Below are 15,262 nucleotides of genomic sequence, written 5' to 3' on the forward strand. Positions count from 1 at the left end.
GGGCACCGGGGCCCCCGTCGTCCCGGGACGGCCCGGGACCGGTTCATCCGGCCCGGATGCCGGAGGGCCGCTCCGGCACACGGCCGTCGTCCGCCGCGGCGCCCGCGACACCCTCGGCCGGGGTGGGCCCGCGGATCTCGACCCGCCGGGGCGGGGACCACCCGCGCCGGTGCCCGGCCGGGCCCAGCCGGACCAGCAGCACGACCACCGCGGCCGTGCCGGCGGCGGCGAGCACGCTGAGCACCGCCGTCAGCGGCCCCCACGACGGGGCGACCGGCTCGGGGGCACGGACCGGCGGCGCGACGACGGCGGCCTCCCGCCCCGTCCCCTCCTCGGGCAGCACCGCGGTGACGGCGTCGACCGGGTTCACGGTGCCCCAGCCGAGTGCCGGGTCGGGGAGCGGGACCGCGGGGTGCGTCGCGGTCGTCTCCAGCCGGTGCTTGACCTGGTCGGCCCGCAGATCGGGCCGGTAGGCGCGGACCAGGGCGGCGGTACCCGCCACGAACGGCGCCGCGTAGCTGGTGCCGCTGCCCTGCCAGTGTCCCGGTCCGCCCGGGCCGATGCTGACGACGTCGCTGCCCGGGCCGACCAGCGACAGGTACGGGCCGGTCTGGGAGAAGTCGGCACGCCCGCCCTCGGCGTCGACGGCACCGACCGCGATCACCGTCGGGTAGGAGGCCGGGTAGGTGACGGGATCACCCGTGCGCGCCCCGTTGGCGGCCGAGGCGACCACGACGACGTCGCGGGAGGCGGCGTACGCCACCGCCTCGGCGAGCCCGGCGTCCGGGATGCTGGTGCTGGCCGACACGTTGATCACGCGGGCGCCCTCGTCCACGGCGCGGCGGATGCCCGCGGTCAGGGACGCGGCGGTCACCCGGCCGGCGTCGCCGTCCGCGTCCGGGACCGTGACCCTGATCGGCAGCAGGGTCGCGTCGGGGGCGATCCCGGCGAACCCGCTGCCCTCGACCGGCTGCGCGGCGATGATGCCGCCGACGAAGGTCCCGTGGCCGTAGCAGTCGCCGTCCGCCGGGCCGTCCGACACGACGTCGGCTCCCGGGAGCACGTGCGCGCCCGCGAGCTGCGGGGTCCGGGCGTCGACCCCGGTGTCGACGACGGCGACGACGACCCCCGCGCCCCGGGTCACCGGCCACACCCGCTGCGGCGCGAGCTGGCGCTGTGCCCAGGGCAGCGTCGGTTCGGTCACCGTGGGCGGGGGTAGGCACCCCGGCGGGACCGCCGGGGCGGCGAGGGCCGGTGGGGCGGCCGTCAGCAGCGTGACGAGCGCGGCCGCACCGAGCGCCAGGGCCCGTCCGGCGGCGCGGGACCTCGCCCGTCTCACGACGCGGCGGCCGAGTCGCCGGTCGCGCCCGCGTCGACCGTGAGGAGCGGGACGGTGAGGCGCCGGACGACGTCCGGGTCCTCCACCGTCCGCAGCACCATCCGGCGTCGCCGCTCCAGGGCCCGTTCCAGCCTGGCCAGTGCCGCCTGGTCGCGTTCGCCGAGCCCACCGGAGCCCTCGCCCTCGTCGGCGCCGAGCTCCCGGACGAGCAGGGCGAGACGCGGCGCCACCGGCCCGCCGTCGACGTCCTCGGGCGCGGGCGCGTCCCGCACACCGATCGTCCGGAACCGGGTACCGGCCGGGAAGACGACCTCCGCGACGGGGCGGCCCGCGACGAGCTCGCTCGTGCGGCGGGCCGTCATCGGCCAGATCAGGACGTCGTAGCCGGCGTCGGGGACGGTGACGTCGAGCTCGCCGGCCGCGCTGAGGAAACCCGGCTCGGCGAGTGTCCCGCCCACCACGGTGTGGTCCGAGGGCGGTTCCGGCGCCCGGCCCTGACGCAGCACCGGTCGACGGTGCGTCGGGAGGCGACGCAGCCCGGAGACCAGACAGGCCAGCTGCCCCTCCGGCAGGTCGCGGCCGCCGGACCGGACGCCCTCGTTGACCGGGCCGCCGCCACGCTCGCCGTCGCCGAGGTGCAGGCACACCGCGGCCAGGTCGGTCTTCACCCCGGACGTGTCCCCGGTGCGCAGCGACGGCCAGGAGGCCAGCGCCGCGTTGACCGTCGCGAGGGCCTCGGTGTACAGGTCCCCGGCGGCGGCGACGAACCGTTCGCGTTCCCTGCCCGTGCTGGGCCGGTCGTCGACGACGAGCGGCGGGCGCGCGTCCGTGGCCCCCGTGGCCGCGGGGTCCGTGTCCCCGGGGCCGTGGTCCCCGGTGACGGGGCCGACCGGCCCGGCGTCGGCGGCCGGTCCCGGCGGGGTGACGTCGGCGTCCGGCAGCGGGACCGCACCACCGGTCGGGCCGGCGGCGGGATCCCCCGGCTCCGGTGCGTCGTCGACGGCCGGAGGCTCCCCGGGGGTGGGCGGTTCCGCGACGGCCGGGACCGGCACCGCGGGCACCGCCGACTCGACCCGCAGGTCCGGCACGGTGGTGTCCCAGCTCGCCGGGGCCGGCCGGGGCAGCAGCCCGAGCGACACGGCGCGCTCGGCGTCCTCCGGGGTGGCCCAGACCCCGCGGAGCCGCACCCGGTGACGGGCACGGCGCTCGTCGTCGAGGGAGTCGACGAGCGAGCGGGCGGCGGCCAGGAGTGCGGCCCCGACGGGCTCGCCGTCGTGTCCGAGGTGGAGGGTCCAGACCGCCGGGTCGTACGGGTCGGGCGGCACCGGGCCGGCGTCCCCGGCGCCGAGGACCAGACCCGACGGGACGACGGTGGCGACGACGTCGTCGCGGACGTAGCTGCACCCCCGCGCGTCCCACCCGGCCGGTGGGAGGCCCACCGACAACACGTCCTGCCGCCCGTCGGGGCGCTGGCGCAGCACCGTCGGGAACGGACGCATCCGGGTCTCCCGCCCGGGTTCGACCACGAAGGTCTCCACCCCCGACGCCGTCCGCAGCGCGACACCGGTGCCCAGGGCGAAGTCCGCGCCGATCGCCTCGCCGAGGGCCGCCGGGAACCCGTCGACGAGCGCTGCGGGGGTGAGCGGCGCGACCAGCACGGGGCACCCGGAGGTGATCGTCCGGGCGGCGCCGGCGATCGCCTCCGGCGCCGGGACGGGGCCGGTGCCGCCGACGAGCAGCTGCACGAAGCGACGGTCGAGAACGGCACGCAGCGCCACGTCGTCGTTCTCCGTGCCCTCCTCCGGGGCGGGCAGGCCGCGGACCGCGAGTCCGGCCGGGACCGGCTCGACGGCCGCTCCCGCGACGACCGCGGGCTCGTCGGGCAGCGCCCCCTCCCAGTCCGGGCGCGGGAAGCGCGTGCCGTGTGCCTGCGGTGCTGATCCCGGTGCGAAGCGCACCCAGCCGGTCCCGCCGACCGTGGGTCCGGTGAGGATGCCGGAGCCGACGGAGAACCGCATGGCCCCCGACGGGGCGACGAGCGCGACGCCGGTGGCGTCGGTGACCTGCTGCAGCCTGGCACCCAGGGCGGCGATGTCGGTGACGGCGAGCCACAGCTCGCCGTCGGCGCCCGCGGGGCCGGTCACCACCTCGTGCAGCAGCCGGAGGAGCTCCGCCGCGAGTCCCGGCCTGCGGTAGGCGGTCCCGACCAGCATGGCGACCGGCGGACCCGACGAGCCCAGGCTGGACAGGAACCCGCGCTCCCGGGACGCCTCCGTCCCGTCGGCGATCAGGACGTGCGGCCCGACCGGGGTTGCGACCAGGGGGGCCACGACGGACTCGGCCCGGGCGTCGGTCACCGGTCCCACCTCGCTCTCCTCGGGCACGCGTCCACCGCCCCCGGCGGGACGGGCCCGATCCACCGTCGATCATGGCCGCGCCGGGCGGCCGGTGTCCCTCCGCGCGCCGTGCGCACACCGAACACGGGGGTTTCCCCCGTCGGCCGCGGGGATCAGCCGTCGAAACCGTCGGTGATCCGGGCGGCGAGCAGGAGGACCGCGTCGACGGTGGCCGGCGCCAGCCGGGACAGGTCGATCCGGCCACCGTGCGCGAGGTGCTGGTCGAACGGCAGCTCCACGACGGCGCGGACACGGGACTCGAAGTGCCTGCGGACCACGTCCCGGTCGATCTCCCGGCTCCACCGGTCCTGGGACAGGACGACGACGGCCTGCTCGGCGAGGGCGGAGAACCCGTGCCCGTGCAGCCAGTCCAGGGTCCTCGACGCCCGGGTCGCCCCGTCGACGGTCGGAGTCCCGACGACGACCAGCGCGTCCGCCAGCGTCAGCGTCCCCTCCATCGCCGAATGCACGAGGCCGGTCCCCGAGTCGGTGACGAGCACGTTGGCGAACCGGCCGATCAGCCCGCAGACCGCCTCGTACTCCTCCCGGCTGAACGACTCCCCCGCCGCCGGGTCCTGCTCGGAGGCGATGACCCGCAGGCGTCCGGCCAGGCTGCTGAAGCGGTCGAGATCGTGGACCGACGACGCGTGTGCGGCGCCCGCGAGCAGCTCGCGGACCGTCGCGGACGTGTCGCCGGTGAGCCGGTCGGCCAGGGTGCCCGCGTCGGGGTTGGCGTCGAGGGCGACGATCCGGTCGCCGCGGTTCTCGGCCAGGACCAGCCCCAGCAACGCCGACACGGTGGTCTTGCCGACGCCGCCCTTGATCGAGGCGACCGCGATCCTCCGGACCCCGGCCAGCGGTCGGCGGATCTGCTGGATGAGCTCCTGGCGGGCGAGCTGGGCCGGGGACGGCCCGGGGTTGTAGCGGCCCGCGGTGACGGCGTAGACGCCGCGCCGCCAGCCGTGCATCGGTTGGTCCCCGGCGTAGCGGATGGGCGCGTTCGGCGCGACGGGCCGGACCGGGCCGGCGCGCTCGACCGGCAGCGGGACCGGTGCGGGCCGCGGGCCGGCGGGCGGTGCGGACCGTCGCTGCCGGCGCGGAGCGTCCGGGTGCGGCGGGGCGTCCGGGTGCTGCGGCGCGTCCGGGCGCTGTGGCGCGGCGGGCGGTCGTCCGGCGCCCGGTCCGGGCGGAGGCCCGCCCGACGGCGAGGCGGATGGCCGGGACGGCGGGTGCCCCCGCTCACGGGGCGGAGCCGGTCGGTCGGCTCCGCCGCGGGGCACCGGACCGGTCGCGGCGCCGGTGCCCACCGGTGGGGCGGCCTGCCCGGCGGCCGGGGCGGGGCGGCCCGTGACCACCGGGATCGCCGTCGTGGCCGGGGGGGCGGTCCCCCCGGCGGTCCCGGTCCCCCCGGTGACCCCGGTCGTCCCGGACCTCGCGGTGGTCCCGGTCCCGGCTCCGTCGAAGGTGTCCGGGCCGTCCGACGCCGGCCGGTCGTCGGACGACGGCGCGGGTCCGGTACCGGTCGTGCCGGCGACGCCCTGCGGCGCACCGGTGGCCTCCCCGGTCGCCCGTACCACCCGCTCGGTAGGCGCCGCGGGTGCCGCCGGCGGGGTCACCCGCAGGGCGCGGGTCTCGGGGTCGGCCGCGCCCGCGGGTCCCGGCGGCCCGGCGGACCCGGCCGTCGCGGCGGTGTCCCGGACCGGCGCCGCGGTGTCGGCGGAGCCTCCCTGGTCGCGGGCCGGTGGCACGGGGACCGACGCCGGCGGATCCGTGGGCGATGCCGGTCCGGCAGCCGGCGCCGGGCGCGTCGACGACGTCCGCGCCGGGGGCGGCGTGGGCCCCGGGGACGGCGTCGGACCTGGGGACGGCGTCGGACCTGGGGACGGCGTCGGACCTGGGGACGGCGTCGGAGCCGGGGACGACCGGACCGGCGGCTCCGGCTCCGGACCGGTCGCCGCTGCCGGACGGTGGGGCCGCCCGGCGTCCTCGATGGACCCCTCCGAGCGCCCCGCATCCCAGGTCACCGTCCAGTCGACGGGGACCCACTCGTCGGTGGTGTCACCCGTCGCCGGGTCCTGCGACGTCCGGTCCTGCACAGTCCGGCCTCCGTCCTCAGCCGACCGACACCTCGGTCGACCTCACCGACGAGGGGTCGACCGGCTCGTCCAGGGAGACGGTCACCGAGGAACCACTGATCGTCTTCGTCGCGGACGTGCCGCCGTCCTCGGTGTTCACGGTGACGTGGGCGGTCCGGCCCGAGCAGTGCTCGTCGAAGCCGGAGATGCGAACGGCCGTCACCTGGCCCTCGTCGTTCTGCTTCACCGAGACCGACAGCGACGACGCATCGGTCGAGCACTGCTCCGAGGCCTTCTGCTCCTCCTCGGCCTGCTGCCGCTCGGCACGCTCCGCGGCCGCCCGCCGTTCGGTCGCCCGCTGCTCGGCCCGGCGCTCGGCAGCTTCCTGCTCGGCGGCCTTGCGCTCGGCGGCCTTCCGCTCGGCCGCCTTCCGCTCGGCCGCCTTCCGCTCGGCCGCCTCCCGCTCGGCCGCCTGCTGCTCGGCCGCCTCCCGCTCCGCGGCCTGCTGCTCGACCGCCCGCTGCTCGACCGCCTCCCGCTCCGCGGCCTGCTGCTCGGCCGCCTTCCGCTCCGCGGCCTGCTGCTCGGCCACCTGCTGCTGGGCCGCCATGAACTCGGCCGCCCGCTGCTCGATCGCGCCGTCCGACGCCTCCTCGGCACGCGGGAGGTCGGATCCGTCCCGGCCGGTCGTGTCCCGGGTGGTCTCCTCCGGGACGGTCCGGCTCGGCGCCGCGTCGCCCGCGGCGGAGCCGGTGGTGGATCGGGCGGACGTGTCCTCGGCGCCGAGCCGGCGCTCGGGCTGCCCGGCGACGGCCGTCCCGCGGGACGGCGCCTGCGCGAGCAGCTCGGGCAGCCGCCCGCGCTCGGTCGCCCCGGTCGTCATCCGTGCGATCCACTGGTCGGCGAGCGAGAGCGCCTCCCGCTCGGAGATCCCTTCGGGAGCGGCGGCCACCGGAGCGGACTGCGGCGTGCCCTCGGCGGCGAGCGCCCCCTGCACCGCCGGTGCGGACGGCGTCGGAGCGGTCTGCTCCGGCACGGTCTGCTCCGGCACGGTCTGCTCGGGCGCGGTCTGCTCGGGCGCGGTCTGCTCCGGCGCGGTCTGCTCCGGCGCGGTCTGCTCCGGCGCGGTCTGCTCGGGGGCGGTCTGCTCGGGGGCGGTCTGCTCGGGGGCGGTCTGCTCGGGGGCGGTCTGCTCGGGGGCGGTCTGCGCCGGTCCGGACTGCTGCGTGCCCTCGGCCACGAGCTCCTCCGTCTGCTGCGCGGGGCCGCTCGACGCCGGGGTCTCGGCCGGGGCCAGCACGCCCAGCGCCGTGAGGGCCTCGGCGACCTCCTCCTGCCGGTCGGTGCGGGTCGGCAGGTCGGCGGCGCCTTCGGAGGTCGCGGGACCGGACGCGTCGGACGGCCGGTCACCGGCGACCAGGGACGTGACGGGCGCGGCGGCGGAGTCCACGGTCTCCACGGGCCGCTCGAGCGTCGTCGCGACGGACCGGCCGACGGTGCCGGTGGCCTCTCCGGCCGACTCGGCCACCGGAGTCACGACCTCCCGCACGGGGGCGGCGGGCACCGGCAGCGAGACCGGGGCCGACGCCACGGGCGCCGGCAGCGCGACGGGGGCCACGGGCACCGGCGCGGCCGCCACGACCGGACCGAGCACGGACGGCGCCGGGGGCACCGCCGGCAGCAGCGCCTCGGGGGCCACGACCTCCGGCTCGTCCACGCCGACGCCGTCGAGCGACGGCAGCTTCGGCCCGGCCGCGGCCGACGGGGACGGGGCGGACTCCGGCGCGGACTCCGGGGCGGCGTCGCGCGCTGCCAGGATCTCCGCGTCGTCCGGCTGCCGCGCCTCGTTCCGCTGACCCGCGGCCCAGGCGGCCCACTCCTCGGTGGAGTCGGTGGCCTTCCCGGCCGGCGCACCGGCCATGGCCGCCCCGAACACCCCGACGGCGGTGAGCGCGGTCAGTCCTGCGACCAGCGACTGCCGCGGGGCCGCAGAGCGGCGCTGGGGCCGCGTGGGGTCGTCGCGTCGGGGAGCCGACATCGGTGCACCTTCCGTCCGGTCGTCGTGCCGGCCGGGTTCTCCGGCCCACAGCTGATCACGACCATCGCGTGCGACCGGCCCGGACGTACGTCGCGAAGGCGGCGGACGGCCCATCCGAGGGGGATCCCTCGCCAACCGGCGGCGCGGACGGCTGCTCCCGGCTGGGCCGGACGGCCCACGGGGCCCCGGCGTCAGCCGCGCCGGTAGGCGGTGAACCGTCCGTTGCGGCGGCGCTCGACGGTCAGCGGCAGCCCGAACGTCTCCGACAGCGGCTCGGAGGTCATGACCTCGTCCAGGAGCCCCGCGGCGACCACACGCCCCTCACGCAGCAGCAGCCCGTGGCTGTAGTTCGGCGGGATCTCCTCGACGTGGTGGGTGACCAGCACCGACGCCGGGGCGTACGGGTCGTCGGCGAGGTCGGCGAGCCGGGTGACGAGGTCCTCGCGGCCGCCGAGGTCCAGCCCGGCGGCGGGCTCGTCGAGCAGCAGCAGCTCCGGATCGGTCATCAGCGCGCGGGCGATCAGGGTCCGCTTGCGCTCGCCCTCGGACAACGTGCCGTACGCGCGCCCGGCGAACCCCGCCATGCCGAGCTGGCCCAGCAGCTGCTCGGCGCGGCCGGTGTCGTCGCGCTCGTACTCCTCGCGCCAGCGCCCGAGGACCGCGTAGCCCGCGGAGACAACGACGTCGGAGATGATCTCGTCGCCCGGGATCCGGACGCCCAGGTTCGCCGAGGTGAGACCGATCCGGGTGCGGAGTTCGAAGACGTTGACCCGGCCCATGCGCTCACCGAGCACGTGGACGGTGCCGGAGGTCGGGTGCAGCTCGGCACCGGCGAGACGGAGCAGGGTCGTCTTGCCGGCGCCGTTCGGGCCGAGGACGACCCAGCGCTCGTCGAGTTCCACCCGCCAGTCGACGGCATCGAGCAGGGTGGTGTCGCCGCGGCGGACGGTGGCGCCGTCCATCCCGACGACCACGTCCTCGTCGTCGATCGGGGTGGAAACGGGTGTGACACCGGGCGCGGACGGGGTTCGGGGCGAAGTCACCCCCCTATCCTGGCCGATCGTGCCTGTCTTCCCCCTCGGTGCCCACCCCGACGACCACGGGACCCGCTTCGCGGTCGCCACCACCAGCGCCGAGACCGTCGAGGTGTGCCTGATCGACGGCGCCGCCGACGGTGACGGCGGTGGTCTCACCGAGCGGCGCGTCGAGCTGCGCGAGCACACCTTCGGCGTGTGGCACGGCCACGTGCCCGGGGTGCGGCCCGGGCAGCGCTACGGCTACCGGGTACACGGCCCCTACCGGCCGTTCGAGGGACTCCGCGCGAACCCGCACAAGATCCTCGTCGACCCCTACGCGGCCCGGATCACCGGCCTGGTGACCGACGTCGTCGCCGCCCGCGGGTGGGACGGCGACCCGATGTCCGGGCGGCCCAGCACCGTCGACTCGCTCGGCTCGGTGCCGCTGTCGGTCGTCACCGCCACCGACGCCGCGCCGCGCCCGCCCCGCCCGGACGTGCCGTGGTCGGAGACGGTGATCTCGGAGATCCACGTGCGCGGCTGGACGAAGCTCCACCCCGAGGTGCCCGAGGCCCACCGTGGCACCTACCTGGGGCTGGCCCACCCGGCGGTGATCGCGCAGCTGCAGCGGACCGGGGTGACGGCCGTCGAGCTGCTCCCGGTGCAGGCCAACGCCCCCGAGCCGCCGCTGCTGGAGCGCGGCGCGTCGAACTACTGGGGCTACGCCACGCTGGGCTTCCTCGCCCCGCACGCCGGCTACGCCTCGGACCCCGGCAACGAGGTCGCGGAGTTCCGCTACCTCGTCGACACCCTGCACGCGGCCGGGATCGAGGTCATCCTCGACATCGTCCCCAACCACACCTGCGAGGGCGGGGTCGGCGGCACCACCCTGTCCTACCGCGGGCTGGACGCGCCGGCGTACTACTCGCTCGGCGGGTCCGGGCACGACGCCGACATCACCGGCACCGGCAACACCCTCGACGCCGGCTCCCCCACGGTGATCCGGTTGGTCTGCGACGCCATGCGGCACTGGGTGCACGCCTACGGCGTCGACGGGTTCCGGATCGACCTCGCCTCGGTGCTCGGCCGCCCGCGGTCGGGCCCGTTCTCCCCGGACTCCGCACTGCTCACCGCGATCGCCCAGGACCCGACCCTGTCGACGACCAAGTTGATCGCCGAGCCGTGGGACGCGACCGGCGAGGGCTACCGCGTCGGCGGGTTCGGTGTGGCGTGGTCGGAGTGGAACGGCCGTTACCGCGACGCGGTGCGCGACTTCTGGCGCGGCCACGGCGGCGTCGCCGAGCTGGCGTCGCGGCTGACCGGCAGCTCCGACATCTACCAGCTCTCCGGGCGTCGCCCGTGGGCCTCGGTCAACTTCGTCACCGCCCACGACGGCTTCACCCTGCGCGACCTCGTGTCCTACGAGCGCAAGCACAACGAGGGCAACGGCGAGAACAACCGCGACGGCACCGACGACAACCGCTCGCAGAACCACGGCGCCGAGGGCCCGACCGACGACGCCGGCATCCGCGCCGCCCGGCAGGCCACGGCCCGGGCGATGATGGCGACGCTGCTGCTGTCGATCGGCACCCCGATGATCACCGGCGGCGACGAGCGCTGGCGCACCCAGGGCGGCAACAACAACGCCTACTGCCGCGACGACGAGACCTCCTGGGTGGACTGGACCCGCACCGACGAGACCACGGCGATGGAGGCGTTCACCGCCAAGGTCGCCGCGCTGCGCCGCGAGTCCCCGGTACTGCACCGCGACCAGTTCTACGTCGACGGTGAGGTCCTCTGGTGGGACCCGTCCGGGCGGCCGATGGAGCCCGGGGACTGGCACGACGGCGGCCGCCGCACCCTCGCGCTGCTGCTGGCCGACTACTGGCTGCTGGTCCTGCACGCCGGCGACGAGCCCGCCGACTGCGTGCTGCCCAGCGACCACGGATTCGACCCGGTCCTGGACTCGACCGCGCCCGACGGCACCCCCGCCGACACCACCCCGCTCGACGCCGGGGCGACGGTCGTCCTGCCGCCCCGCTCGGTACACCTGCTGCGCAGCCGCTGACCGGCCCCGGCCAGCCGGGTTCCGGGAGCTGGGTCCGGCGGGCCGGGCGGCGTAGGCTCCGCGCATGCCGCGCTACGAGTTCCGCTGCCGCGAGTGCGCCACGACGTTCGAGGTCGACCGGCCGATGGCCGCGTCGGCGGACCCGGCGGACTGCCCGCACGGGCACGCGGACACCGTCAAGCTGCTCTCGACGATCGCGCTCGGCGGCCGGTCCGGTGCCGCGCCCCGGCCCGCGATGGCCCCGGCCGGTGGCGGCGGGGGCTGCTGCGGCGGCGGGTGCTGCGGCGGCTGACCCGTGCCGACGACGGGTCCCGCCCCCTCGGACCGCGGTCCGGCGGGCGGTGGTCCGGCGGGCGGTGGGACGTCACGGACGGCCCCGCGTGTGGCGCTCGTACTCCCGGCCGTCCTGCTGGTCGGTGTCCTGGGCGCGGGCTGTGCGGTTCCCTCCCCGCTCGCCCCGACCCGCGGCGCGGAGACCGCGGCGGGCCCGAGCGCGTCCGACGTCGCCGCACCGTCGGACTCCGCGTCGACCGGCACCGGGCCGCCGGTGACGATCGTGCTCGGCAGCCCGGACCGGCCGCAGGCCCGCGGTCTCGGGACCGCGCAGCCGTCGCTGGTCGACCTCGGCGGGGCGAGCTCCACCGGCATCGTCGAGGACCTGACGTGGCAGAGCTGGGGCGGCCCGACCGCCACCGGCACCGGGACGGCGGCCTACGCCGCCCCCGGGCAGCCGCTCGCCGCCGCGACCCGGGAACGGGCGACGGTGGTCGCGGCCGACCCGGGCACCTGCGCCGGGCGCCCGGCCTACCGCACGCTGACCTGGTACTTCCCCCAGCACGGCGAGGTCCCCGGTGCCCACACCCCGCTGCCCGTCTGCGGCGACTGACCGCCCCACCGTTGCTAGGCCGAACGGGCGTATCCTGCTCCATCGTGTGACGTAGCTCATCACTGCTCCGATACGCCGAGTGCATCTGTCCCCGTGGAACTGGAGTCCACGTGCCCCGAGCGCTCCCCCGTCTCCTCCGTGCCGCCACCGCCGTCGCCGCCGTGGCCACCACCGCCCTGCTCACGACGGCGGCGACCCCCGCCCCGCCGTCGCCGCCGGCCGAGGCGCTCCCGGCGCCCGGCCCGGTGCAGGCCCTGCAGGTCTCCCCCGTGCCCGGCGGCGGCGCCCGCGGCCTCGGCCTGCAGGTGTCCTGGTCGCCGCCCGTCCGGAACGAGGGCGCCCTGCGCACCCACTACGACGTCGAGGTCCGCGACCACGCGGGCGGCGTCCTCCACTCCGCCTCGACCGAGACCACCACCAGCGCACCGGTGTACGGCGACTACTGCCTCGCGCCGTTCACGGTGTCGGTGCGCGCGGTGACCCGCGACGTCGACGAGAGCCGGTCCGAGCCGGGGCCCGCCGTCCTCACCACGTTCGGCGAGCAGGCCCCGTGCGCCCTCACGATGTCGATCACCGCGGCCCGCGCCGCCGACGGCACCGTGCACGTGCGCGCCGACCGCGAGGCCCCGGTCGACCCGTACGTCTCCGGGCCCTGCACGCTCGCGACGGCCGGCCGGGTGCTCTGGTCGGGCACCTGCGGCGGCGACGCCACCACCCGGGACATCGTGGTCGGCGCGCTGCCCCCGGGACCGCGGGAGCTCGCGCTGACCACCGTCGCCCCGCGGGGTGAGCACACCACGAGCCGGACCACGCTGCGCTAGCCCGCCAGGACGATCCGCCCCAGCTCGACCGAGGACGCCAGGTGCGGGTGGTGCGGCAGCACCCGCACCGTGTACCCGGTCAGCCCCGCGTGCGGCAGCGGCACGGCGACCTCCCAGGACCCGTCGCCGCGGTGCTCCATCGCGACGGTCACCGGGTCCGCCAGCTCGTCGGAGGAGTCGACCCGTCCGACGACGGCCTCGACCGTCACGTCCGACGGGTCCAGCCCGGCCAGGTCCACCCCCGCCCGGACCGTCATCGGCGACCCCACGACCGGGGTGTCGGGCAGCCCGGACGCGTCCACACCGGTGATCCGGACGTGGTTCCACGCCTTGTTCAGCCGGGCCCGGAACTGCGCGATGTCCCGGGCGACGGCGTAGTCCGACGCGGCCGCGTCCGCGGCGGCGCGGGCGGCCGGGGTGTACCAGTCCTGCACGTACTCCCGCACCATCCGGGTGGCCTGCACCTTCGGCCGCAGGGTGGCGAGGGTGTGGCGGACCATCTCGACCCAGCGGTGCGGGACGCCGTCGACGCGGTCGTAGAACGCCGGGCCGACCTGGGTGGCGATGAGCTCGTAGAGGGCGTTGGCCTCGAGGTCGTCACGCCGGGTCGGGTCCTCGACGCCGTCGGCGGTGGGGATGGCCCAGCCGTTGGCGCCGTCGTAGAACTCGTCCCACCAGCCGTCGCGGATGGACAGGTTCAGCCCGCCGTTGAGCGCGGACTTCATGCCGGAGGTGCCGCAGGCCTCCAGCGGGCGCAGCGGGTTGTTCAGCCAGACGTCGCAGCCCCAGTAGAGGTAGCGGGCCATCGACATGTCGTAGTCGGGCAGGAAGACGATGCGGTGGCGCACGCCGGCGTCGTCGGCGAAGCGCACGATCTGTTGGATGAGCGCCTTGCCGCCGTCGTCGGCGGGGTGCGACTTCCCCGCGACGACGAGCTGCACCGGCCGGTGCGGGTCGAGCAGCAGGCTGCGGAGCCGGTCGGCGTCGCGCAGCATCAGCGTGAGCCGCTTGTAGGTCGGGACCCGGCGGGCGAAGCCGACGGTGAGCACGTCGCGGTCGAAGACGTGGTCGGTCCAGCCCAGCTCCGGCTCGGACGCGCCCCGCTCCAGCCACGCGGCGCGCACCCGGCGGCGGACCTCGTCGACCAGCCGGGACCGCAGCGTGTTGCGCAGGCCCCACACGTCGGCGTCGGACACCTCGGCGGTGCTGCTGCCGGGCTCCCCGAGCAGCTCGGTGACCTGGTGGGCCTCCCAGGTGGGGCCGTGCACGCCGTTGGTGACCGAGCCGATCGGCACCTCCTCGCGGTCGAACCCGGCCCACAGCCCGCCGAACATCTCCCGCGACACCGTCCCGTGCAGCCGGGAGACACCGTTGGCGCGCTGGGCCAGGCGCAGACCCATGTGCGCCATGTTGAACGTCTCCGGATCCTCCTCGGCGCCGAGCGCGAGGAGCCGGTCGGTCGGCAGGCCCGGCAGCAGCCGGTCGGTGAGGTAGTGCCGCACGAGGTCCAGGCCGAACCGGTCGATCCCGGCGGGCACCGGGGTGTGGGTGGTGAACACCGTGCCCGCGCGGACGGCGGCGAGCGCCTCGTCGAAGTCCAGCCCGCCGGACGACGCGGACGCCGTCGCCGGTCCCGCGCCGTTGGACGACACCGCCGAGCCGGTGCACAGCTCGCGGATCCGCTCGCAGCCGAGGAACCCGGCGTGGCCCTCGTTGGTGTGGAAGACCTCCGGCGTCGGGTGCCCGGTGAGCCGGCAGAACGCGCGGACCGCGCGGACACCGCCGACACCGATCAGGATCTCCTGCTGGATGCGGTGGTTCTGGTCGCCGCCGTAGAGCCGGTCGGTGACCCCGCGCAGGTCGGCCCCGCCCTCGGAACCGGCGTTCTCCTCGATGTCGGTGTCGAGCAGCAGCAGCGGGACCCGCCCGACCGCGGCCTGCCAGATCCGCGCGTGCAGCGTGCGGTCCCCCGGCATCGCGACCTCGACGAGCTCCGGCTCGCCGGAGGCGTCGGTGAGCAGCTGCAGCGGCAACCCCTGCGGGTCGATCGCCGGGTAGTGCTCGAGCTGCCAGCCGTCGAGCGACAGGGACTGACGGAAGTACCCCGACCGGTACAGCAGCCCCACCGCGACGAGCGGGACGCCCAGGTCCGAGGCGGCCTTCAGGTGGTCGCCGGCGAGCACGCCGAGACCGCCGGAGTAGTTGGGCAGCACCTCCGAGACGCCGAACTCCATCGAGAAGTAGGCGACGGCCGACGGCCTGCCGGCGCCGTCGGCCTCGTCGTACCAGCGCGGCTCGGACAGGTAGGTCTCCAGCTCCGCGGCCCGCTCGGCGACCTCGGCGGCGACCGCGTCGTCCGCGGCGAGCTCGGCGAGCCGCCCGGTGGGGATCTCGCCGAGCAGGCGGACCGGGTCCTGCCCGCTCGCGTCCCAGGCGGCGGGGTCGAGGGAGGCGAACAGGTCCCGGGTCGGCGCGTGCCAGGTCCACCGCAGGTTCGTCGCCAGTGTCTGCAGCGGCGCGAGCGGAGCGGGAAGCTGGGCACGGACGGTGAAACGACGGAGGGCTCTCACGGCCGCGAGGGTAGCCGGGAACCCCGACACGCACGCGGTGTCCCGCCCGGCCG

At 76.9% G+C, this 15,262-nt stretch carries 10 protein-coding genes; 4 read left to right on the top strand and 6 right to left on the bottom strand.

Annotated features, from left to right (window positions below):
- Positions 1-43 precede the first annotated feature (43 nt).
- From mycP to ND486_RS10215, 5 genes are all read right to left on the bottom strand, one after another.
- Complete coding sequence (gene mycP, locus ND486_RS10195) at positions 44-1,204, bottom strand: type VII secretion-associated serine protease mycosin (RefSeq protein ID WP_251784055.1); 1,161 nt, start codon at positions 1,202-1,204, stop codon at positions 44-46.
- A gap of 131 nt (positions 1,205-1,335) precedes the next feature.
- Positions 1,336-3,723: a hypothetical protein gene (locus ND486_RS10200; protein WP_251784057.1), complete on the bottom strand. Its 2,388-nt coding sequence runs from the start codon at positions 3,721-3,723 to the stop codon at positions 1,336-1,338.
- Positions 3,724-3,848: 125 nt separating this feature from the next.
- A complete protein-coding gene (locus ND486_RS10205; RefSeq protein WP_208823527.1) occupies positions 3,849-4,703 on the bottom strand; it encodes a MinD/ParA family protein in 855 nt (284 codons plus the stop codon).
- A 1,144-nt stretch (positions 4,704-5,847) separates the two neighbouring features.
- The gene (locus ND486_RS10210) at positions 5,848-7,848 is read right to left on the bottom strand and encodes a hypothetical protein (RefSeq protein ID WP_251784447.1); all 2,001 of its coding nucleotides are present in this window, start codon (positions 7,846-7,848) and stop codon (positions 5,848-5,850) included.
- Between the two features lie 191 nt (positions 7,849-8,039).
- Positions 8,040-8,810: an ABC transporter ATP-binding protein gene (locus tag ND486_RS10215; RefSeq protein ID WP_251784429.1), complete on the bottom strand. Its 771-nt coding sequence runs from the start codon at positions 8,808-8,810 to the stop codon at positions 8,040-8,042.
- A 100-nt stretch (positions 8,811-8,910) separates the two neighbouring features.
- Between ND486_RS10215 and glgX the strand changes: the two genes are divergently transcribed.
- From glgX to ND486_RS10235, 4 genes are all read left to right on the top strand, one after another.
- Positions 8,911-10,932: a glycogen debranching protein GlgX gene (glgX, locus tag ND486_RS10220; protein ID WP_251784059.1), complete on the top strand. Its 2,022-nt coding sequence runs from the start codon at positions 8,911-8,913 to the stop codon at positions 10,930-10,932.
- 64 nt (positions 10,933-10,996) lie between these two features.
- Positions 10,997-11,224 (top strand): zinc ribbon domain-containing protein, encoded by a 228-nt coding sequence (locus tag ND486_RS10225; protein ID WP_251784060.1) that lies wholly within the window; start codon positions 10,997-10,999, stop codon positions 11,222-11,224.
- A gap of 90 nt (positions 11,225-11,314) precedes the next feature.
- Complete coding sequence (locus tag ND486_RS10230) at positions 11,315-11,818, top strand: hypothetical protein (protein ID WP_251784063.1); 504 nt, start codon at positions 11,315-11,317, stop codon at positions 11,816-11,818.
- Positions 11,819-11,979: 161 nt separating this feature from the next.
- Complete coding sequence (locus ND486_RS10235) at positions 11,980-12,639, top strand: hypothetical protein (RefSeq protein ID WP_251784064.1); 660 nt, start codon at positions 11,980-11,982, stop codon at positions 12,637-12,639.
- Here the strand turns inward: ND486_RS10235 and glgP are convergent.
- Entirely contained in the window at positions 12,636-15,209 is a 2,574-nt protein-coding gene (gene glgP, locus ND486_RS10240; RefSeq protein WP_251784066.1) for an alpha-glucan family phosphorylase, read from the bottom strand. The genes ND486_RS10235 and glgP overlap by 4 nt on opposite strands.
- Between the last annotated feature and the right edge of the window lie 53 nt (positions 15,210-15,262).

This window comes from Pseudonocardia sp. DR1-2, from assembly GCF_023717215.1.
In the GTDB taxonomy this organism is placed as follows: domain Bacteria; phylum Actinomycetota; class Actinomycetes; order Mycobacteriales; family Pseudonocardiaceae; genus Pseudonocardia; species Pseudonocardia alni.